The organism is Rhodococcus erythropolis R138 (genome assembly GCF_000696675.2).
Classification (GTDB): domain Bacteria; phylum Actinomycetota; class Actinomycetes; order Mycobacteriales; family Mycobacteriaceae; genus Rhodococcus_F; species Rhodococcus_F erythropolis.
Map to the genome: position 1 here is coordinate 427,330 of NZ_CP007257.1, position 18,977 is coordinate 446,306.

The window sequence follows — 18,977 nt, forward strand, 5'->3', positions numbered from 1 at the left end:
AAGGCACCACATGAGCATCATCGACTACACCGCAGGAAACCGAGCCGCCCGCCGCGCACACCGACACGGCCGACACCGCCGCCACACCCTCGCCCGCCATAGCACCATCGCCGTCATCGCTGCCACAGCAGTGGCCGCCGGAATCACGCTCGCACCACCGGCACTCGCAGCGCCCGGGCAAGCCGGCATCACCGACGGAGGAGGACAAGCAGGCATCACCGACGGCGGCGGACAGTCCGGCGTGACCACCGAACCCACCCCGCCGCCGGCCACAGAAACTCCAGCCCCCACCGAGCCCATCTACTGGATCGACCCACCCGCGCAATACCAGAACATCGACTACCAGCCGCTACCGAACTGGGACTACGACACCAACACCTACACACCACCCACCTACACCGACACCACACCGACCGACTACACCCAACTCCATCTCCCCGGACCCGTCGACGTCGTCGCACCAATCATCGCCCCACGCGACACCCTCCGCATCGGAACCTTCCACATCGCACAACCGAACTGGGTCTCCGACGTCGACCTCGAACGAACCGACAACACCACCGCCATCATCGAATCCGGAGTCGCCACCGGCTGGAACGCCTTCGGCGTCCCCGTCGACAAAGCCAGCCGCGACGCCGCCACCCAAGTCGGCGGTGCCGCCGCCGGAGCACTCGCCGGAGGAATCGGCCTCGCAACCCCGTTCGCCATCGGAGGAGCGCTGATCGGCGGCACCGTCGGCGGAAACCTCGGCCTTGGACTGGGCAACGTCTTCATCCCCGGAATCGGCTGGGTAGCGGGCGGTCTCGCCGGAACAGCCGTCGGCGCCGGTACAGGCGCACTCCTCGCCGGCGCCCCCGCATTCGTTCTCGGCGGACTGGGCGGAGGAATCGCAGGATTCACCGCCGCCGTCGCGTACGGCGCAGGAGAACTCGGCGAACCCGTCGAAATCACGGTCCCCGACGTCGACCAACCCGCCGTCACCAGCCAGACGCAGGACACGCTCGCAGAGTGGGAGAACTCCGGTCCGATCGGTGAGGCCGCGGCCACTACTGTGCGCGACACCGTCGCCGCTGCCCCTGCGATCGACCAGCCGGCCCGCGACTTCGTCGCCGGACAGCCCGGAGGCGAGCAGATCATCGAACACGTCGACACAGCCCTCACGGACTTCCTCACCAACGCCACCCCCGGCCTGGCGTCCTCGCTGATCAGCGACGCAGTCGGAGCGGGTATTCCGGCGTAAAGCTCGCATGATCAGAGCCGTTCAAGTCGGGCGGCAACGCGCCGCCCGCCCTGAACTTGTCCATGCGCCACTGCAGAACCAGGTGCGAGCACTGAAAGGGCGACAGCGATGAAGAACACGAGCAGGCACCCCGCAGTGATCGATTTACTCGGCGGCACGCCCCATGGCGCAGGTGCGGACGTGGCCACAACAGTGTCTGTACCCACGCCTTCGCCAGCGCCGAAGCGTCCGTGCAAGAGGGATTTCCGATCGCACCGCTTGCGTTACGTCGCTGCCTTAATTGTCGTGGTCGCATTACTCGGCTGGTCCGTCCTGCGCCTTCTCTCCGGCAACGACGAGCGCGCACAGGAAAGAATCGCCGACGAGGCAAACACCTCGGAATCGGCACCCGCCCTCGACGTCACCCCGCCCGCTCTCGCCTCCGTACCGACGACCGAAACCGACGCCACCGCATGCCGCACCGACCCCGGCGACCAGAAAAGCGGCCCCGGAGTCATCGCAGCGTTCGAATACGCCTACTACGTCACCCGCTCCGGAACAGCCGTCCGTGCACTCACCACCCCCGACACCTCCCTGCCAGCGACGGAGAAGATCCAAGCCGGAATCGACACCGTCCCAACAGGAACCACCCACTGCGTGCGCACCACACCGATCGCGGCCGGTATCTACTCCGTCGCTCTCACCGAAATGCGTCCCGGCCAGCCGCGCACACAGTTCCCACAGACCATCACCACCAAAGAACTCGGCGGTCGCTGGTTCGTCGACGTCATCAACTGAAACCGGCACCAGTTCCACACTCGCCAAGGAGATTTCGTGAACACGAGAACACTGATCGCGGGCGATACATCCTCGCCCGTCATCTTGCACGTCCCGCACGCCTCACGCATCATCCCACCCGAGATCCGCCCGTCACTGACCGTCACCGACGAGCAACTCGCCGCCGAACTCGACGAGATCACCGACGCACACACCGACGTGATCGCACAGCACGCAGCGCAATCAGTGACACCCCGACCGTGGACACTGCGCAACGACCTCTCGCGGCTGGTGATCGATCCCGAACGATTCCCCGACAAGTGCGAACAACTCAACGCCGTCGGCCGCGGCGCGGTCTACACCCGAACTTGCAACGGAGAGGTCCTGCGCAACGCCGACAACACCACACGAGATGCACTGCTCGATAACTACTTCCATCCCTACGCCGCCGCGATGTCCGACCTGGTGACGGACCGCATCGCCGCCACTGGCCGCGCCGTGATCATCGACGTCCACTCCTACCCGACATTGCCGTCGGCGTACGAGCTGCACCCGGATGGCCAGCGTCCCGCGCTGTGCATCGGCGCCGACCCACACCACACACCGCCTTGGCTTATAGAGGCCGCCTACGCCGCGTTCTCCCCGCTCGAGGATATCGGCACGGACACCCCATTCTCCGGCACGTACGTACCACTCGACCGCTACAACACCGATCCTCGCGTGTACTCCGTGATGATCGAACTGCGCCGCGACCAATACCTCACCGAGAAAGGCGAACTAGTCGACATCGCCGCCGAAAACCTCGGAGCCATGCTCGGCCGCCTCGTCGACGCGGCCGATCGGGGGAGCCGATAGATGTGCCAGAAGTACCCCGGCCCCCGCTGCACCCCGCACGTGCGAGCACGCCTCGACAGCGCCCGAAGACGGCACGCTTCCGCGCAAGCATTGTTCGACGCGAACCCGACGATCACCCGAAACCAGCGACGAATCGTCACGGCCCGCGCCAACCTCGATGTCAGATCCGACGAATACGACGCCACCCCCGGCGGACAAACCGAGTTGCGCAATCAACTCGGCACGGAGGACGATCCAGGTAAGCGAGAACAGCTGCAGCAACGCCTCCATTTGGGCAAAGCGCTACGCGAGCAGCAGATTAGAGCAACATCAGGCTTCGCCCACGACGACCCTAAGGACAACAGCGATGACCAAGAACGAGATACCGATCCTGACACAGGAAGAGCGCGAAGCGTTCTGGCGACGGTGGGGATGGACTCCGGATCTACCGGAAACCGAGCGCCTGGCGATCGAACAGAAATGGGACGACCTGGCGATCGACCTGGCGGAGTTCCACGGCTTCTGATTGACGACCGGCACATCACGCCGGTTGCAGTACATCGATTGTCCGAGCAACGCGCGCAAGTGATCACGAGCCGTGGCGACAGCGCACCCGAGTTGTACGAGTTGCACCCACGTGATGCGCGGACATATCGCCATCAGATGGAAGCGCTACGAGAGGGAAACTCGCACGCATCATCGGTCTATGTCTACAACGATGACGAATACGCGGGAATGCGACTCTTCGTGACCGAGGACGGCCGCTCCGGCATCGCACTCAAAGACGACGAAATCGTCTCGCTCTACGCACACCGCGACACCAGACATCGACGCGCAGCGAACTCAATGCTCGAAACCGCCGTCGCTGCAGGTGGGCGACGGTTGGACTGCTTCGACACGGTCCTTCCCGATATCTACGCGAAGTCCGGATTCGTCCCCGTCGCGCGATTGAAATGGAACGACGACTACGCACCCGACGGCTGGAACCACAAGTTGTATCAGCGGTACAACGGTGGACGGCCTGATGTGGTGTTCATGGCCCACGACCCGACCGCAGTCGAATCGACGTATCAGCCGGGTGCTGGGCGCTATGTCGACTCGTACGACGACGGAATCGGCGCTGTCCGCGCCAGGCTCGGACGATAAGAGATGGGCCAGCACAGCGCCCGAGTCCGTTCATCGGTCCTGCGAACTGCGATAACGATCTGAATTGAAAAGTTTGTCTAGTCCACCCAGGGTCGAGTACTCAAAAATTGCCGGACCGCTGAGATTGGATTCAATGACCAGCGATGCCGAACAACAAGCAACAGCAGCCGGAAAGTCGCCGACCACAGGGACTTACGTGCACAGTTGCAATGCCGGCAAACAGTCCACGGAATTTACGAATAATCTTCCGAAACTGATGCGGGAGACCTACCAACACTACGGCGCGCGTGGATCTGAACCAGCTCGAGAAGCACGAATTCGAGTCGAAGCCTTCATCACCAACCACCAAACCTGCCGTGACCTCGTCTTCGAAAAACGCCTCGCCACAGCTCTGATCACTGAAGACTTCCTCGTAGCGCTCCACCCGGAAGTTACGGCTCTCTGGGAAACACTCGAATCACACACCAATTCCATCACCGCGACGCCGTCCTGCGTCATCGGCGACGACAGAAGGTACGTTTTCGCCGTCACACCCATTCGGCGCCGAGGATTCTTTTGCCGAAACCGCCACCAGGCCAACACTATCGAGTTAGTCGACGCTAGCGGATTTACACTCATCGCCGCAGGAAGCGCTTGAGGAATGGCGTTATCCCTGTCCGCTGTCCTCGGGTTGATTCCGACCCGCCCTGTGAACGTGGGCGCTACATAAGGCTCCCGGGAGCTGTTGAAGGTACAGCGCGCGATCGCATAACGATGTTTACATGTATGGTCGAAGTGTAAGCGTTGATGCCGCAGTCGGCGTCTTCCAGGTCTCGCCGGTCCCCTATGTTGTGTGGCCATCGAGGCCGGCCCGGCTTCAACGACAAGCGCAACGTTGTGTTTTCCCTGCTGGTTCCCTGGTGAGAGGGCTATGTTCTGCGCCCTGGCAGCTAGCCTGCAGGGATTCCGGCTTCAGAACGCGTCCATCACGGCGACACCTGGCCCACGGACCCGCAGTTTCTGCGAGTTTTCGACCGTCAGCGGAAACCTCACCGGCGCAAGCGTGTGAATGCGGAGCGCCGGTGAGCAGAGCGCACCGAGCCTGATCACGGTGCACCTTCTCCTTCTTCCACCTTCCGGCCGTAACGGTCGGTTGGTGGGTCAAGCGCGGCAACCTCACGCCCGCGAAAATGCCGCCCGCACTTTGTATGCCCCAACAGCGAAAACCTGAATCGCAACAAGCGAATGTCGCTGACGAAACTGTTGGGGAATAACTGCTGGGATCTGCCGCCACGACTGGCGCGTATTCTGGGACTTTTCACATCTCCGAGTCACGCCGTCAGTGCGCCTGTGTTGTTTGAGCAGCGCAGGCAGCAATTCGCATTGCTTCATGTCCGAAACATCTGCTCGGAGAGTGGTTTCCGATTTGGGCCGTTTAGCGCTGCTGGATTTGCCGACTCGCTCGGGCACCCGGCACCTGCAATGGTGAGCTGGCATAGCGATGGCGTGCTGCGTTTGTTTTCCGAGTCGCTGGTCGCTGCCTTCCTGCGAGCGCATGCAAGGCTGCTCGCATCTATTTGACGGCGCCCGGGCCCTTCCGCGTGATCGAAGTATGCACCGAATCCGTGCAGCGCGGCCAAAGATGCGAGCCTACACTCGACGTCCCGTCACCGCGTTCGGCTGACGATCTCTGACCTGGTGTGCAGCGCTGTTGCAAGGCCTGGTGATAATCGACTTCGTGAGCGCACGATTGTCCGAACCGGACTACCAACTGGTGTGGCCAAGGAGTCTGTTCGTTGCGGAGGCGTCCCGGCTGTTGAACATCCGCACCGAGTCCGACTGGGATGACCGCTGTGTCCTGCTGCTATCCGATGCCTTTGTAAGCGATCACGTCGATGGCCCGGTGGCTGCGTTTGGCAGAATCCCGGTCGAATCTGCTGATCCGTGGAACATCCAGCCTGCCACGATGACTCCGCGGCAAAAGTTCCTCAAGGATCTGATGGCACAGGCTGACTGCCTCCACGAGGATCCTCCGCCTAAGCGGCCGTACTGGAGGGACCGCCAGAGCTCATCCCCTCGCGCCGGGGATGCACGATGGCCAATCGACGTCGTTGTTCGAGAGTTTGTCGCTCTGGTCTACGAGCTGGACATGGCACGTTATCTTGACCGGCGGTTTGACGTCGATTGTGAAGACCAACCTCGCGGCAACCAAGCGGAGGTCGTGATCGAACGGGAACTCGGTACGACGGACGTCTGGCCCCTGGTGCCGGCGATTCTCTCTTCTGATCCCGATCTCTTCTACACAGTCGTCGAATTCCTCCACGACTGTGTCGCCCGTCCACGCAAACCAATCTTTTACCACACCTGGAATGACTGCGGTTGGCACCGTGAAGAGTTCGACATCGAAACTGGCCGCACGGTATACCGCTGGCGGGTGAACAAGATCTTCGAGCGCAGTGATAGTGGCCTGCGCATGGCCGAAGACGGCGAGGACGTCGGCCGGCTGGTTACCGTCACCGATGGAGCTCGCACTGAGCTTGTCGATGCCGTGGTGAATCGTGCGGACAAGGAACCGACGACGGATCAGGTTCGCCACGCACTTGCATTGTTCCGTGGTCGCGGCGCCGACCGAAACCTGAAGCGTTCTGCTGTTGCAACTTTGGCGCTAGTTCTTGAGGAACGTCGTCATGGCGTGCTTGCCGATGCGATGACGAAGACAGATCGCGGGGCTCTGTTCGAGATTGCCAACGGATTTCATGTCCGGCATCAGAGGGCTGACCAAAAACGTGACTATGACGAGTTCTACCTCGACTGGATCTTCTGGGTGTATCTGGCCAGTATCGAGCTGACGAACCGGGTGATCGACGAGCAGCGAAACTTACGACCAGCAGCGGACATCGAGTGGTGAACGGGCGATCGCTAACACAGCTACTCGATGCAATGTTCAACCGGAAAGCTGGAAAGTAGGCCTTCAGCGAAAAGGTGTGTGGTGATGCAGGCCCGCCAGTCATCACTAGGCGGGTCGCAACAGGTTGGATACTTCTAGGCATGGGACTCTTCATCCATGGGTACTTTCGATAGTCACAGTGACGTTCACGAGATTCCGAGCTTGCGCGGCCCTCAGGGGCTCGCAGCGGTGGGATTATGGCAACTCTGCGGCACCTGGTCTTCAGCAAATGGGCGAACCGGGTTTGTTCCTGACGAGGTCGTCGAAAGGTATGCGGTCAATCAAGATGAGGTGGTCCAACAGCTTGTTGAGGCCGGACTCTGGGAACACATGGAGGGAGGCTACAAAATGCTTCGTGGCCCCTCTGATGACCCCGATATCCCGCTGCCTTTGTGGCGCTACAGCGACCACGACCTTGGTGGCCGTATGTTTGCCGTCGATGACACTCCTAACACATGACAGATGTGACGTGCGTGCGGGAAACCGCGATCGAGGATATCGACCGCCGCGGCAGTGACGGTCCCGGTATCGCCTCGGGATTACCGCCGACGCGAGACGAATCCCGGGCGATGTTGAGCGAAATCCAACCGAGCTCCGGACAGTGCGGTCCATCACTGGAGAAGCGGTCCATTGGGAAGAAGATTGTGACTTGAATCGTTGGTATTCAACGTTTTTCGATTTTATGTACCTCGACCTCTGCCTGGGGTGTGGTCTTCGTAACCTCGGATGATCACTTTGGCGTTAGTGGCGGGTCTCGTTGTCGGGGTAACACTTAGATGCGGGTGGTGATGTGAATTGTGCACTGAACCGAGGTGAGGCTAATTTTTCAAGTCGCTAAGGTACTCACCTCGGCTTTCGGCGGCATCGATCTTCTTGAGGAGGGCGTCTTCAAGACCCACCTGGCCTCCGAAGATTAGGGCCAGGTCGTTTCCGGTCATGTAGATGATGTTGTTGCGGGTACCGCTATTGTGGGCGAAGTGGCCGAGGATCTCGGAGTCGAATCCGGCCATGGAGATGAAGAGTCCGCGTGTGCTCTCCAGCTTTCCGTCGACCTTGAATTTGAAGTCTGCAAGGTCACCGATCGTAGGCTTGTCGCTGCGCCATCGAGCTTCGACGAGGTAAGTGAACCCACGAAAGAAGAAGGAGCCGTCCACCTGTTCATGCGGTTGGCGCCTAGATCCAACGTAGTCGAGGTGATTTGCGGCGAAGAGGTCGACGAGGAGTATCTCGAGTTGGTAACCGCGGGCCTGCTTCTCGCTGGCCGTGCGCGGTCTGTCCGTGGCGAGTTCTGTGAATCGTTGAGACAGGTGTTCTGTGTTCCGGCGCTCCTCTGCGAGCGTCTGTTGGCGTTTCGCTTCGCGGGCTCGGCGTTCGTCGATTGCGGCCCGTTCTGTGTCGACGATGATTCGCGCCGATTTGGCAACCTGCCGCAACCTATCCAGTGCATCGCGTGCGGTCTTCGTGTCCTCGACACCGTTGCCGGGTCTATCCAATGTGCACAGTTCGACTGCGATCTTGCGTTGAATCGCCCAGCCGCTAGGGCCGAGGTCGTGCAGGTCGTCGAGGATCCGGCGGGTCATCACTGCTTTGGAGTTATCGAGGTGATCATGTCGACCGTACATTCCACGCGATACACCAGCTGTGAGTATCAGAGCTTTGAAATCGTCGCGGTAATAGAATGCGGCGCGACATGCGTTGACGACTTCTGCCTGGACTGCTGCCGGCAGTGGTTGCGTGGTCATCGTGTCTCGCAAGAAATGAGCAGCTCGTGGAGTGCGTTCCGTACGTCTGCGGGACCTTTGGGGAAGTCGATGCATTCGATGTGCGTGTCGCCTTTATGGAAGCTGATATCAAGCACGAAGACGTTGCCATCCTCGGTGTATCCGGGTATCGACATGTGGTCACCGCGATAGGGGTTTTCGGTGTACCCCCGCACGTCCGCATCTTGACCTCGATAATGTTCGGCGAGTCCGAAGACGGGGTGGTACCCGATCCGAGCGCCGTTGTCGCCGGCCCACGTTTGATCGGTAACCGGTGATCCGAGCGCTCGAAAAAGTGCTTTGGTCGCCTCGCGGACGGGGGCGGGAATGTCCGCATCATTGGCCGCAGTACTCATCGCGCGTGCTCCGCTTCTCGATGTGGGTGCCGGCGGACCGTCGCGTTCTCGGTTCGGGTCCGTGGACTTGGGTTCGACCGCATTGTACTTGCGAGTGGCACCATGGATAGGTGGTTTTTCGTGTGCTCGCAGGCTTGATTTATGGATGTTCGATGTCGGTGGATGGTTATGTTTCTGCTGGTAGTTCAGTGCGAGGATGGGAGCTGTCCACTCACGATCTCGCCTCAGTCCCTGACGTTTGTAGCGGTGAGGCGTGGATGGCAGGTGGGTGCGGACCGTACCGAAGTGGCGACGCTTGTTAACGACGGATGAGAAAGTAGTCCAGAATCGACGGGGCGTTTTCAGTTCCAGTGGGAGCAGTCCCTTGCTTCGATGTCAGAGTGTCAGCCTGTCCCGTTAGTATCGTTTCCAATAGGGTTTTTAGTCTGGCTTGGGTGGCTGGAGACTGCTGCTGCAACATGCGCGCGATCTCAGCTTCTGCACTATCGATCAGCGGCAATCGCAGTCGGAGTAAGTCACTCGATTCTTGGCGGTGCGCCTCCGCCGCCTCGTACTTCGCAATGACTTCGTCGAACCATTTCGTCAGTTCGTAGGTATCGTCAGGCCCGCAGCCGGGGCCATCGCTCCAGGAGGTTTCGAAGTCGTCGAACTGCTTGGACATATCTTCAATTGCCGAACGAACTTCGGCCTCCAAAGTTACGGTCTTTGCGTAGAAGACCGCACCGGAAGCTGCGGCGATCCTGTCTCGAAGGAATGAATCTGAGGTTCGAAGCTCGGCTTGGTCGCCACGTCTCGCTCCTTGTCTGGAGCGTTCCAGGGCCGGTCGGATCGATCCAATCTGCGCCCACATGTCCACGATGGCCTTCGTGTTATCTCGGCGATGGTTGAACTCGCGTTCGCGGATTGCCCGTGTCTCCGCGGTTTCCACCGATCTATCAGCAGTCAGTACGGACTGCTGAGCGATCCTGAGTGACTTCCGAGATGAGGTGAGGGCAACCACCACAGCGAGGAGGGTGGCGGATGCTGCGACCCATGCGGAGATCGGTCCAAATACCTCCGTGTTCCAGCCGTCTCGAACGGTGATACCGCCGAATATTCCACCCACAAAGCCAGCGATGACCAGGGCAGTCACAGTGCCCAAGTGTCTCGAAAATTTTTGCATCTGCTCAGCTTATGGAGTGGCACGACAGAGCACGAAGAGATAATGAAGCTGGGCGCCTCGACGGCGCCTGTGCTCGATACGTCGACGACCGCAAGTACCCCATGCCGGCGACAGTGTCACAGCTAGGGTTGCTTTATGCCGATTGAGCTTTCAGGTCGTCCCATCTTCCTGGCGTCGCCAGGGAACCTCGCACACGAACGGGATATTTGTCGAAAGACCGTCTCTGCGTTCAATGAGGACCGAGCCAACGCAACTGGGGTTCACTTTCTCGTCCGAGGTTGGGAACAGTTCCCCGCGGGCGTCGGAAGGCCGCAAGCGAAGATTAACCCGTACATCGACGATTGCGATTTCATGATCTTGATGTTGGGAGATCACTGGGGCACTCCTCCAGGGCTCGACGGGACCTACTCGTCGGGTACGGAGGAAGAGTTCCATCGCTGCCTGGAACTGTTGAAATCATCGGATGCTTGCATGCGCGATCTCCTCGTTCTGTTCAAGACGATCGACGCCGACCGCCTCCGTGACCCAGGCCCGCAACTTTGCAAGGTGATGGACTTTCGTGACCGCTTGGAGCAGTCGAAGAGCTTGTTGTTTGATACTTTCGATTCCGACGACAGCCTGTCGGGCGTCATCACACGAAATCTCGTTGAATGGGCCGTTCAACCGCTTGGCATTCGCGTTCCACAGACGATCACCTTGCCGGCGCAGTTGACTCCAGCTGAGCTCTCGGCTTCAACACCGATACATGAGCTGTCGGACTCAACACCGCAACTGCTTGAGACTGCCAAGAAGCACGCGGCGGCTGGACACCTGATGCAGGCCGAAGCGGCCTTCTCTCATGCAATAAAGGACGGGGATCCAGAGGCATTGACGGAGTTCGCCCAGTTCATGAGGCGAACAGGTCGGCTCGAAAAGGCTCTGGAGCTTAACAATCAGCTACTCGACGATCCCACCCTGTTGGCGAGAGACGACGCCGAAGCGGTCGGTTATCGAACAAATTCTTTAGCCAATATGGGTGTGATTCATCGTAAACGTGGCGAGTTGACCCGGTCCAGGGACTTGTTGCACGAGGCCGTCGAGACTGCACGGACAAGCGCAGAACCCATCAATCAGAAACTGTGTTACGCGCTTGACAACTACGGATTGACCTTGTTGAAGATCGCGGAACCTGATGCAGCCATTCAGTCATTCGAAGAAGCACACACTTTGCGTCAGGAATTTGGGTCACCGCAAGAACTAGCGCAGTCAGCAATCAACCTCGGTCGGAGCCAAATGAACCTTGGCGACTATGCGGCTGCGGAAGCAAGATTCGTCGAAGCAATCGACTTTTTAGAAAATGATCACGATGATCATCTGATGGCCAACGGATTGTCGGGTCTCGCGGAGTCGGGGCTGCGGCAAGGGGCCTCCGCCGGCACACGGGGCCACATCGAGCAAGCACTCGAAATTAATGAACGAATCCAGAACTCCGACGGAGCCAGCATTGCACATGCACTGTTTGCGCGACTCCTGTTGCATGAAGGCTCACCGGATAAGGCTGAGAAACATGCGCTCGTATCGCAGGAGAAGAGCGAGAAGTCGAACAACGCTGCCGGCCTTGGCACCGCAACCTGGCTGCTCGCAGAGGTGGCACTCGCGAAAGGAGAGACTTCACGCGCAAGGGCATTACTGAGGGAAGCGACTGTAAACGCCCGGAAGGCTCAGAGCCTCCTGCTGGATCGGGACATCGAGCAAACGTCCGCGAAAATCGCCGCAGCGGAGACCTGATAGTCAACTTTCGTCAGCGAATCGGCTTACAAGGCTTCGACTGAATCCAGGTCAGGCTCGGCCAGAACAGGCAGGTCAGTCGGCCGTCTGGCAGCGTGCCGCAACCTGTGTCGATGAAGGCTCGATCGCGTTCGATCCTGGGGAGAAGACGACGCTGAGGAGAGTGACCATAGATTTGAAATCGTTCGGTGTCCTCTGTCGTGTCGATATCAAGGCCCGGGCGTTCATGCGTTGCAACAACGCCGTCAACCACAACCTGATTGGCGAGCGACTTCAGAAAGCCGATGTGGGTGGCAGGAACACTTTCCCGAAGCTGGGACAGGACGTCGGCTCGCGGCGCACCGACGTAGGACAGAACCGTGGCTGCTCCCCCCATCCGCAGGAAGGTGTCAAAACCGTCTCCCACAAGCGCGTCGAGGAAGACCTGATCGTGATTCCCCATAACGAATGACGTAGAAATTCCTTTGGTCTGCCGCAGTCGGATCAGGAAGTCAATTACCTCACGAGAGTACGGCCCCCGGTTCACGTAATCACCGAGGAAGACAAGGTGGGAGGTACGAGAGCGTGCCGCTGTCACCAGTTCGTCTAGTTCCTCAACGCAACCGTGAATATCACCGATGAACCCAATCTCGTTCACAGAATGACTTTCGGAAGCTCAGCGTAAGGCAGGGATTCGTCCACGCCGAGAACTAAGGTAGCCAACTTCTCGAGATCAGGGTTGCTTGTCGATGAGCCAACGATGAGTGCATGCAGAGATCCAAAAGGGTTGTCGCCGGGTGCTCCTACGACCTCAGTCAGGCGTTGACGCAAATCGTCGAGGACACCGAGACTAGGAGCGGGGTACTGCTCTGGTTGCGACGAAAGCAAGATAGTCAACTCTGGCTGATTAAACCGGACGGCCAATTCCCCGATTGAGAAGCACGGACGACCATCGCGTAGCGCCAGGGCATAGATTGCCGTACGGAGTAAGTACCGAGCGACCTGGCACAGCCCTGGCAGATAGGTAGATTGCTCCTCGCGTGGCAGATCGAGAACAATGGAGAACTCGCGAATCCGTTGGAGTAGCTCGTGTGGGTCGGGCAAGGTGAACGTGCTCAAGATTTCGGCCATCCTGCCTTCGGTGTCGTGCAAGGCAATCCCGTCCCGCGCCAGGTGCATCCCGAAGAGGGTAGCTCGGGCATCGGCCAACTGGTTGGGGGTGTAGGCGCTCAGGCTCAACTTGCCTTCCATGCCGGAGTCGGCGCGGAACTGTGACACAACGAGAAGGTCTACGTCAGAAGTGGCTGATGCCTCGCCGCGCGCCCAACTGCCATAAAGAAGTACACCAATCGCGTTTCCTCGAACACGCGTGCATACCTGCTCAATGAGCACGTCGTCGATCAGAAGTTCCGCGAGTTTTTTGCGGACGGCCTCAATATCGACCGGCGATTCAGGTTCTTGCGAATCAAATTCGAATGGATTGGTATTAGTCACACGCATCGTCCTTCCATACCGCTCAGCAATGGACGACGGCGTTTGGGTGCACGTTGCCCGTGTATGCACCCAAGCGAAGCTCTCTCCATCGCCATTTAATTATGCACGGCAGACTTCGTGCGAGGCACCGACGTTCCGTATATATGGCTCCTCGAAGCGACACCCAAATCTCGCCCGAGCCCGCGGAAGTACCAATATGCGGCGTACCGACGGGGACGGGTGGAGAACCTGAGCAGAGATATGCAGACGCTGTCGACACCGACCATCAACGACCGCGCAGTCGCAGGCAGTGCGGTTCTCGGCGCGCAACGAACCCGCAGGGTGCGAGCACGGACTTTGTCCGATTCTCTCTCGCTATATCAACCTTCGGAAGCAGACCAGAACGCCTACGCCCAGAGAATGCTGTGGGCCGCAGAAACAAGGGAAACATGTCGGACCGATAGGTGATGATGACCCATAGCGCCACCGGCAGACCGCCGCGATGGACTGGCGGCGCGGCAGCGAACGGCCCAGCGTCGTCCTCAGTCGCACCATCAAATGAGAAATGGAGACACCAGATGAGCGTCGACGGATTCGTGTTCGTAGATCTCGAAACAACCGGCACTGAAGCTGAAGTCTGCGAGATCCTCGAAATCGGGTTCGCGCTGTACTCCGTCGACCTCATGCCGATCGAGCGTTTCGAGGCCCTAGCAGTCACCGCCGGCACATCCGCCCTGATCGACCGACTTCACATCGATCCGGCGTTCGACGTCGTGAAGCGAATGCACACCGACAACGGGCTATTCGCCGATCTAGGTCGCGAAATCGCAGCAGTCGGCGACAACGCACCGCAGGATCTGTCCGGCTTCGAATCCGACATCGTCGATCTCCTCGCGCGGTGGGGCGTCGACGGCTCGACTCCACTATGCGGTTGCTCCCACCGCATGGACCGCGAGTTCCTGGCGCGGTGGATGCCGAAAACGGACGCATTGTTCTCGTACCGGATTATCGACGCCTCCTCGTTCCGCGAAGCCGGCTTGCGCCTCGACCGCGAACGAACGAAATCACGTCTTGAGCTTGTCGCCCAATATGGTGCACCCGCTCACCGCGTAGTCGAGGACATGCACCACTCCGCGAACCTGCTGCGCGTATTTCACGACAGGGCCCCGATTCCCCTCGCCGCGTGACCTGTCGAACGTCCCGAGCGGGCCGGTCATCTGAGAGTTCCGAGTTGGTCCGCGAACGCTCTGCTCAGACCCGAGGCTGAGGGCACGCCTCCCGCGTCCGTCGGGGATTTGCCTGATTTTCTTGATGCAGACATACACCGGATCCGCTGGCGAAATGCCTGTCGAGGACCCAGTCCAGATGAGACCGCAGCGACTTGCTGAATGATGTGGGTGCGGGAGAGGTGTTCGTTGCCGTCGAGTTGGGTCGTGTGTTGTGTCAAGGCTGAGTGGTGGCGGAGAGCGGTGGTTCAGGTACCCGGAGCGGGCTGGTACCTGATTGGGTCTGCCGTGTTAACTACGGTTGAAAGGTTTCTGCTCGACAAATGTGCGGCGGTCGCAGCCGGTGTTCGAGCACAGAAATCGACGCACCTGCAATACGACGTAACTCGATCGGCCAGCTATAGCCGTATCGACGAGCAACCGTTCGTACCAACTATGCACTCGCTTCGACGAAACACGCCGCGTCGGACAGCTCGCCGTAGTCGATAACGGCGGCGCCCGACTACGGACTCGACTTCCCCACTGGCTGCCAGTAGCGAATTCTCGGTTCGTCCGCCGGATCGGCTTTCGCCCGACAGATTTGGTGTCTGTCGACCGACCTCGGAAATCTTGTCGTTCCCGACGGTTCCGCCACAGACCACCGCATGCTCGCAGATTCGCCTGCCGCGGGACTACTGAGGTTCTATGGCTTGACAGGTTTAGCTTGGGGGTCGCGCCTCTGACGTTATGGCCTCGGCGGACGGATCCCGCGGTGGGGGTTCGGCAATCCCTTCGGGCCAGATAGTTGTCTTGCCAGATGGTGAACGCCCTGAATAGACCTCGGTCAGCCGGCCCGGCTCGAGCATTGCCTCAGACAGATCCGCGCCCCTTAAATCGCAATTGGTCAAAGTTGCCCCGGTCAAAACGCTGCGGGTCAGGTCAACGTCCACAAATACGGCATCTATCAGGGTGGCACCGGTCAGATCTGCATCTACCAACTGTGATCGGCTTAGATCTGCGTCGGTGAGATCGGCATCGACCAGCTGAATATCGTGCAGTTTCAGATCCATCCACTCGACGCTCGTGAGGTCGGCGCCGTCTAGATTGAAACTTACATGCGGTGAGGGCCATGGTCGGCCGGATTTTTTCTCTTTCTTTCTGATTTCGGCGAGATAGGTATGTTCTCGGAGGAGCACGATTAGGCTTGCTCGCACGGACTCTTCCCCGCGTCGCTCTAGCTCGTCGCCTTCGGCTCTGAAGTCACGGTCAGTGGTGTTCGCTCGCAGATACGCACACATCAGATCGACAGCTACTTCGGCTTCGAAGGTTCGGTTCGAGTCATAGGCAAGCCAGTCATCAGCTACGGCAGCGAGGGCGTATGCGCCGCCCACCCGTTTCGCGAACGTGGCTTCCGAATCACCGAGCTGCGCCGCCGCCTCGACATACCGATCGTGTAGAGCACGCTCAACTTCTCGCGAGTGGGTCTGTACCCGATTCGCACTTGTCTCTACGGCATTGGCGGCGGCTGCTATGAAGGCCAAGCTTGCAGCAAGCACAGCGCAGAGTCCAGCACCGAGCACAGCTTGCGGTTGTGCTTGCGGTTGTTGAAAGTCTGCCCAATGTGAGTGGAGGTATTTGCCACCAATTGCGACTGCAAATATCAGGAACAGAGCTGCCGCAACGATGAATCCACGAAATATCTGGACGCTTGTCATTCCAACCGGCAGCCTGTGGAGTTTGCCGAGCCATCCGCGCTGTCGGGCGAGCACTCCGATCACCGCACCAAGAATTGCCGAACCGATGGTGAGGGCAACAATGATGAGGGCGATGCTTAATGTTGCGAAGCCGTGCGGTGAGTCGACCGCAGACAAGAACAATAGAAAGAGCCCGGACGCCAGCAATCCGTACACGAGGCCGGTTCCCGCAAACAATATGATCACCCGTGAATGATGTCATTCGGAGCTGGCAGCGAATTCCGTCACTCGAATTGTCGCTGGTAAGGCCGCGGCTACTCACATTGACCACTTAGACACTTCAATGGGTGCGTAGAGTTCCTACGCAACCCGATGTGAGAATGACCGCCGGGTATTGCGGTGGGCCGCGCGTTCGGGACTAGGTGTTGTGGGTATGGACGTTGCTGACGCGGGACTGAAGTAGGCGGGCTGGTCCTCGGCGTAGGAATGGGAGTTGCGACACAACCGTTCTCGACCAAAAAAGACCAGCCCTGTGACACACCGTAACGCTCCGCTGACCGTCGAAGGAAGACGACGTCTCGTCGAGCGCTGCCAAGACCGTCCGATCGCCCACGTCGCCGCCGAAATGAGCATCTCCCGCCAATGCGCCTCCACATGGGTCAATCGCTTCAAACAGTTCGGCGAGCTGGGATTACAGGACCGCTCCAGCACACCGCACCACCAACCGACCGCCACAGCAGCGGAGATCGTGGCCCAGATCGAAGCGATGCGACGGAACCGGAAATGGTCTCCCCTCACGGATCACGTTCGAACTGCGCACCGACGGCATCGCCATTGCTCGCCGGACGGTCACGAAAATCCTGCGGAACCTCGGGCTGAATCGTCGCCGGTTCATCGACCCGAACGGCGAAACCAACCGAAGACCACAGGTCATCGCCCAAGAAACGACCCGGTCAGACGGTCGATGTCGATGTGAAAAAGGTCGGGAAGATCCCGGACGGCGGCGGGTGGCGTGCCCACGGCCGCGGGTCCGACCAGGCCAAACGATCCCAACGCCGGAAAATGAAGAACAAGCAGGCCCGCATCGGTTACACCTACCTGCATTCCGCGATCGACGGCAACACCCGTCTGGCTTACACCGAAGCTAGAGACAACGAAACCGCCGCAACGGCCATCGATTTCATGAACAACGCCCGACTCTTCTTCGCCACACACGGACCTACTCACCGTCCACCTCGCGGCTGTCGAAAAACGATGAGACGCGCGACGGAACCACGCGGTTTCTAGACCGATTTGCAAAGGGCCCACTTCCCGGCGAGTGCACAGCCGGTTAGTGGCCCTTGTGCGCGCTACGGGAGCAGATGCCCCTTCAATACGTTTCCGCTTCCCGCCTCGAATGTCTTCCTTGGATGCGCAGGACTAAACATTCGATCGCCCCACCTCGGCAGGTGGGAGTTGACATCCCCATCGCTCGATTTCGAATATATGTTCGACTAGAGTGTTGACGGTAAGGGGATGAGGGAGGAGGTCAGCACCTGTGACCGCCGACCCGGACACGCTTGCGGAACTGTCTCCCACTGGCCGCATCGAGGCGTTACGTCGACGCATGGCCTCGATTCCCGCACGCACCGACGGCTCCGCCGCGCCAGCCGTACCCAGTGAGCGGGCCGAAGCGCGATTCGAGACGCGCCCAGAAACGATCACCAAATCGGCGACCAGTGTCCTCGAAGTCCCGTCGGCGATCGCCACACTTCTCCCCAGGCGTGGACTTGCACGCGGGTCGGTCGTGGCCGTTGACGGAGCGTCATCGGTCCTGCTGAGTCTGCTCGCCTCGGTGACCGGCAGCGGCAAGCATGCTGCGATCATCGGCCTACCGAAACTGGGTTTGCTTGCTGCGACGGAAATGGGGGCGGACCTGGCCCGATGTGCCTTGATTCCCTCCCCGGGTTCAGCCGCGATCGACGTGGCAGCGATTTTGCTGGACGGGATGGATCTCGTTGTCCTCGGCCTTACCGGCGCGGCCGTTCCGCCGACCCGAGCACGCGCTGTGGTGGCCCGTGCGCGCAGCAAGGGCGCTTGCCTGGTGGTCACCGAAGGGCGGTGGGATGGAGCAGACATCCGCATCGACTCCCATGTGGCCGGCTATACGGGGATCGGGCAGGGCTGCGGGCGCATCACAGGCATTTCCGTCGATGTCGAAGTAAGTGGCAAAGGAGTACGCCCACGGTCCGCCAGATTGGATCTGAGCGCCACAGATGGCGTCGTGGGATGGAACCCCCACACGCCCGAACAATCCGCACCACTATCTCTTCCACACGCACTATGACCGCCCCCGACTTCACCGGCTGGCGCGAACCCTGGCCGCTGACCCCGACGCTGCACCAGCTCCCCGAGCCCAAGTCAGTCGTGGTGGAGATGAACCGTGCCCTGCCGCTGGCCAAGAACGCCCAACGGCCCGACCGGCTGCCACTGCGAGTGCTCGCGGGCGGACTCCGGTTGGAGGGAACCATGCCCGGTGATCTCTACGCGTGGGCACGCCTCAGTGACGGACAGTGGCTCTGTTGTGTGAAGATCCACGCCACGACAGGCGACGGTAAAACAGGCTTGGACCTGTGGCTATGGGTTACGGCCGATGCGGTAAGTGCCACGCAATAGGACTGCCCGCACGGCGCACCGTGC

Annotated in this window: 21 protein-coding genes and 1 pseudogene; 13 read left to right on the forward strand and 9 right to left on the reverse strand. The window is 59.9% G+C overall.

Annotation, left to right across the window (positions count from 1 at the left end):
• The first annotated feature begins 10 nt into the window (after positions 1 to 10).
• From H351_RS31015 to H351_RS31025, 3 genes are all read left to right on the forward strand, one after another.
• Positions 11 to 1,240, forward strand: coding sequence for a hypothetical protein (locus tag H351_RS31015; RefSeq protein WP_030003003.1), 1,230 nt, complete (start codon positions 11 to 13; stop codon positions 1,238 to 1,240).
• Positions 1,241 to 1,525: 285 nt separating this feature from the next.
• Complete coding sequence (locus tag H351_RS31020) at positions 1,526 to 2,017, forward strand: DUF8176 domain-containing protein (protein ID WP_244891544.1); 492 nt, start codon at positions 1,526 to 1,528, stop codon at positions 2,015 to 2,017.
• Between the two features lie 36 nt (positions 2,018 to 2,053).
• Positions 2,054 to 2,851 (forward strand): N-formylglutamate amidohydrolase, encoded by a 798-nt coding sequence (locus H351_RS31025; RefSeq protein WP_030003001.1) that lies wholly within the window; start codon positions 2,054 to 2,056, stop codon positions 2,849 to 2,851.
• Here the strand turns inward: H351_RS31025 and H351_RS32040 are convergent.
• Positions 2,774 to 3,121 carry a hypothetical protein gene (locus H351_RS32040; RefSeq protein ID WP_030003000.1) on the reverse strand — a complete coding sequence of 116 codons (348 nt, stop codon included), beginning with the start codon at positions 3,119 to 3,121 and terminating at the stop codon, positions 2,774 to 2,776. The two genes, H351_RS31025 and H351_RS32040, sit on opposite strands and share 78 nt — an antisense overlap.
• Positions 3,122 to 3,197: 76 nt before the next feature.
• On the opposite strand from H351_RS32040, the gene H351_RS32415 reads away from it, so the two are divergent.
• From H351_RS32415 to H351_RS31035, 3 genes are all read left to right on the forward strand, one after another.
• Positions 3,198 to 3,356: a hypothetical protein gene (locus H351_RS32415; protein WP_201026975.1), complete on the forward strand. Its 159-nt coding sequence runs from the start codon at positions 3,198 to 3,200 to the stop codon at positions 3,354 to 3,356.
• 38 nt (positions 3,357 to 3,394) lie between these two features.
• Positions 3,395 to 3,976, forward strand: coding sequence for a hypothetical protein (locus H351_RS31030; protein ID WP_244891545.1), 582 nt, complete (start codon positions 3,395 to 3,397; stop codon positions 3,974 to 3,976).
• A gap of 133 nt (positions 3,977 to 4,109) precedes the next feature.
• Positions 4,110 to 4,613, forward strand: coding sequence for a hypothetical protein (locus tag H351_RS31035; RefSeq protein WP_030002998.1), 504 nt, complete (start codon positions 4,110 to 4,112; stop codon positions 4,611 to 4,613).
• A 314-nt stretch (positions 4,614 to 4,927) separates the two neighbouring features.
• Here H351_RS31035 and H351_RS32185 read toward each other — a convergent pair whose 3' ends face one another.
• On the reverse strand, positions 4,928 to 5,065 hold the full coding sequence (locus H351_RS32185) for a hypothetical protein (protein ID WP_158510671.1): 138 nt from the start codon (positions 5,063 to 5,065) through the stop codon (positions 4,928 to 4,930).
• Positions 5,066 to 5,693: 628 nt separating this feature from the next.
• On the opposite strand from H351_RS32185, the gene H351_RS31040 reads away from it, so the two are divergent.
• Entirely contained in the window at positions 5,694 to 6,863 is a 1,170-nt protein-coding gene (locus H351_RS31040) for a hypothetical protein (protein ID WP_030002997.1), read from the forward strand.
• A gap of 156 nt (positions 6,864 to 7,019) precedes the next feature.
• Positions 7,020 to 7,361, forward strand: coding sequence for a hypothetical protein (locus H351_RS32045; protein WP_144440176.1), 342 nt, complete (start codon positions 7,020 to 7,022; stop codon positions 7,359 to 7,361).
• 359 nt (positions 7,362 to 7,720) lie between these two features.
• On the opposite strand, the gene H351_RS31055 is transcribed toward H351_RS32045, so the two are convergent.
• From H351_RS31055 to H351_RS31065, 3 genes are all read right to left on the reverse strand, one after another.
• On the reverse strand, positions 7,721 to 8,644 hold the full coding sequence (locus H351_RS31055; RefSeq protein WP_030002994.1) for a hypothetical protein: 924 nt from the start codon (positions 8,642 to 8,644) through the stop codon (positions 7,721 to 7,723).
• On the reverse strand, positions 8,641 to 9,018 hold the full coding sequence (locus tag H351_RS31060; protein WP_030002993.1) for a hypothetical protein: 378 nt from the start codon (positions 9,016 to 9,018) through the stop codon (positions 8,641 to 8,643). The genes H351_RS31055 and H351_RS31060 overlap by 4 nt, the downstream gene beginning before the upstream one ends.
• Positions 9,019 to 9,316: 298 nt before the next feature.
• Positions 9,317 to 10,150 carry a hypothetical protein gene (locus tag H351_RS31065; RefSeq protein ID WP_030002992.1) on the reverse strand — a complete coding sequence of 278 codons (834 nt, stop codon included), beginning with the start codon at positions 10,148 to 10,150 and terminating at the stop codon, positions 9,317 to 9,319.
• A gap of 165 nt (positions 10,151 to 10,315) precedes the next feature.
• Here H351_RS31065 and H351_RS31070 point away from each other — a divergent pair, with 165 nt between their 5' ends.
• Complete coding sequence (locus H351_RS31070; RefSeq protein ID WP_030002991.1) at positions 10,316 to 11,947, forward strand: DUF4062 domain-containing protein; 1,632 nt, start codon at positions 10,316 to 10,318, stop codon at positions 11,945 to 11,947.
• Between the two features lie 13 nt (positions 11,948 to 11,960).
• Here H351_RS31070 and H351_RS31075 read toward each other — a convergent pair whose 3' ends face one another.
• Together H351_RS31075 and H351_RS31080 are read right to left on the reverse strand one after the other, a co-directional pair.
• Positions 11,961 to 12,584 (reverse strand): metallophosphoesterase, encoded by a 624-nt coding sequence (locus tag H351_RS31075; protein WP_051636640.1) that lies wholly within the window; start codon positions 12,582 to 12,584, stop codon positions 11,961 to 11,963.
• Positions 12,581 to 13,420: a nucleotidyltransferase domain-containing protein gene (locus H351_RS31080; protein WP_158510672.1), complete on the reverse strand. Its 840-nt coding sequence runs from the start codon at positions 13,418 to 13,420 to the stop codon at positions 12,581 to 12,583. Before H351_RS31080 ends, H351_RS31075 begins: the two co-directional genes overlap by 4 nt.
• Before the next feature lie 557 nt (positions 13,421 to 13,977).
• On the opposite strand from H351_RS31080, the gene H351_RS31085 reads away from it, so the two are divergent.
• Entirely contained in the window at positions 13,978 to 14,586 is a 609-nt protein-coding gene (locus H351_RS31085) for a 3'-5' exonuclease family protein (protein WP_030002988.1), read from the forward strand.
• A 330-nt stretch (positions 14,587 to 14,916) separates the two neighbouring features.
• Here the strand turns inward: H351_RS31085 and H351_RS33090 are convergent, their stop codons facing one another.
• Together H351_RS33090 and H351_RS31090 are read right to left on the reverse strand one after the other, a co-directional pair.
• Positions 14,917 to 15,423, reverse strand: coding sequence for a transposase family protein (locus H351_RS33090; protein ID WP_478013423.1), 507 nt, complete (start codon positions 15,421 to 15,423; stop codon positions 14,917 to 14,919).
• Entirely contained in the window at positions 15,324 to 16,544 is a 1,221-nt protein-coding gene (locus H351_RS31090; RefSeq protein ID WP_030002987.1) for a pentapeptide repeat-containing protein, read from the reverse strand. The genes H351_RS33090 and H351_RS31090 overlap by 100 nt, the downstream gene beginning before the upstream one ends.
• Positions 16,545 to 16,830: 286 nt before the next feature.
• Here H351_RS31090 and H351_RS32745 point away from each other — a divergent pair.
• The 3 genes and pseudogenes from H351_RS32745 to H351_RS31105 all read left to right on the forward strand — a co-directional run.
• Positions 16,831 to 17,525 (forward strand): annotated as a pseudogene (locus H351_RS32745) (helix-turn-helix domain-containing protein); the annotation flags it as partial.
• A 310-nt stretch (positions 17,526 to 17,835) separates the two neighbouring features.
• On the forward strand, positions 17,836 to 18,624 hold the full coding sequence (locus H351_RS31100; RefSeq protein ID WP_037121560.1) for a hypothetical protein: 789 nt from the start codon (positions 17,836 to 17,838) through the stop codon (positions 18,622 to 18,624).
• The gene (locus H351_RS31105; RefSeq protein ID WP_030002985.1) at positions 18,621 to 18,953 is read left to right on the forward strand and encodes a hypothetical protein; all 333 of its coding nucleotides are present in this window, start codon (positions 18,621 to 18,623) and stop codon (positions 18,951 to 18,953) included. The genes H351_RS31100 and H351_RS31105 overlap by 4 nt, the downstream gene beginning before the upstream one ends.
• Positions 18,954 to 18,977: the final 24 nt, after the last annotated feature.

Bases quoted from the DNA above. Each gene is read 5' to 3' on its own strand.
- H351_RS31015 (WP_030003003.1), top strand. From the start codon at position 11: ATGAGCATCATCGACTACACCGCAGGAAACCGAGCCGCCCGCCGCGCA.
- H351_RS32040 (WP_030003000.1), bottom strand. From the start codon at position 3,121: ATGGAGGCGTTGCTGCAGCTGTTCTCGCTTACCTGGATCGTCCTCCGT.
- H351_RS32415 (WP_201026975.1), top strand. From the start codon at position 3,198: ATGACCAAGAACGAGATACCGATCCTGACACAGGAAGAGCGCGAAGCG.
- H351_RS31035 (WP_030002998.1), top strand. From the start codon at position 4,110: ATGACCAGCGATGCCGAACAACAAGCAACAGCAGCCGGAAAGTCGCCG.
- H351_RS32045 (WP_144440176.1), top strand. From the start codon at position 7,020: ATGGGTACTTTCGATAGTCACAGTGACGTTCACGAGATTCCGAGCTTG.
- H351_RS31055 (WP_030002994.1), bottom strand. From the start codon at position 8,644: ATGACCACGCAACCACTGCCGGCAGCAGTCCAGGCAGAAGTCGTCAAC.
- H351_RS31060 (WP_030002993.1), bottom strand. From the start codon at position 9,018: ATGAGTACTGCGGCCAATGATGCGGACATTCCCGCCCCCGTCCGCGAG.
- H351_RS31070 (WP_030002991.1), top strand. From the start codon at position 10,316: ATGCCGATTGAGCTTTCAGGTCGTCCCATCTTCCTGGCGTCGCCAGGG.
- H351_RS31085 (WP_030002988.1), top strand. From the start codon at position 13,978: ATGAGCGTCGACGGATTCGTGTTCGTAGATCTCGAAACAACCGGCACT.
- H351_RS31105 (WP_030002985.1), top strand. From the start codon at position 18,621: ATGACCGCCCCCGACTTCACCGGCTGGCGCGAACCCTGGCCGCTGACC.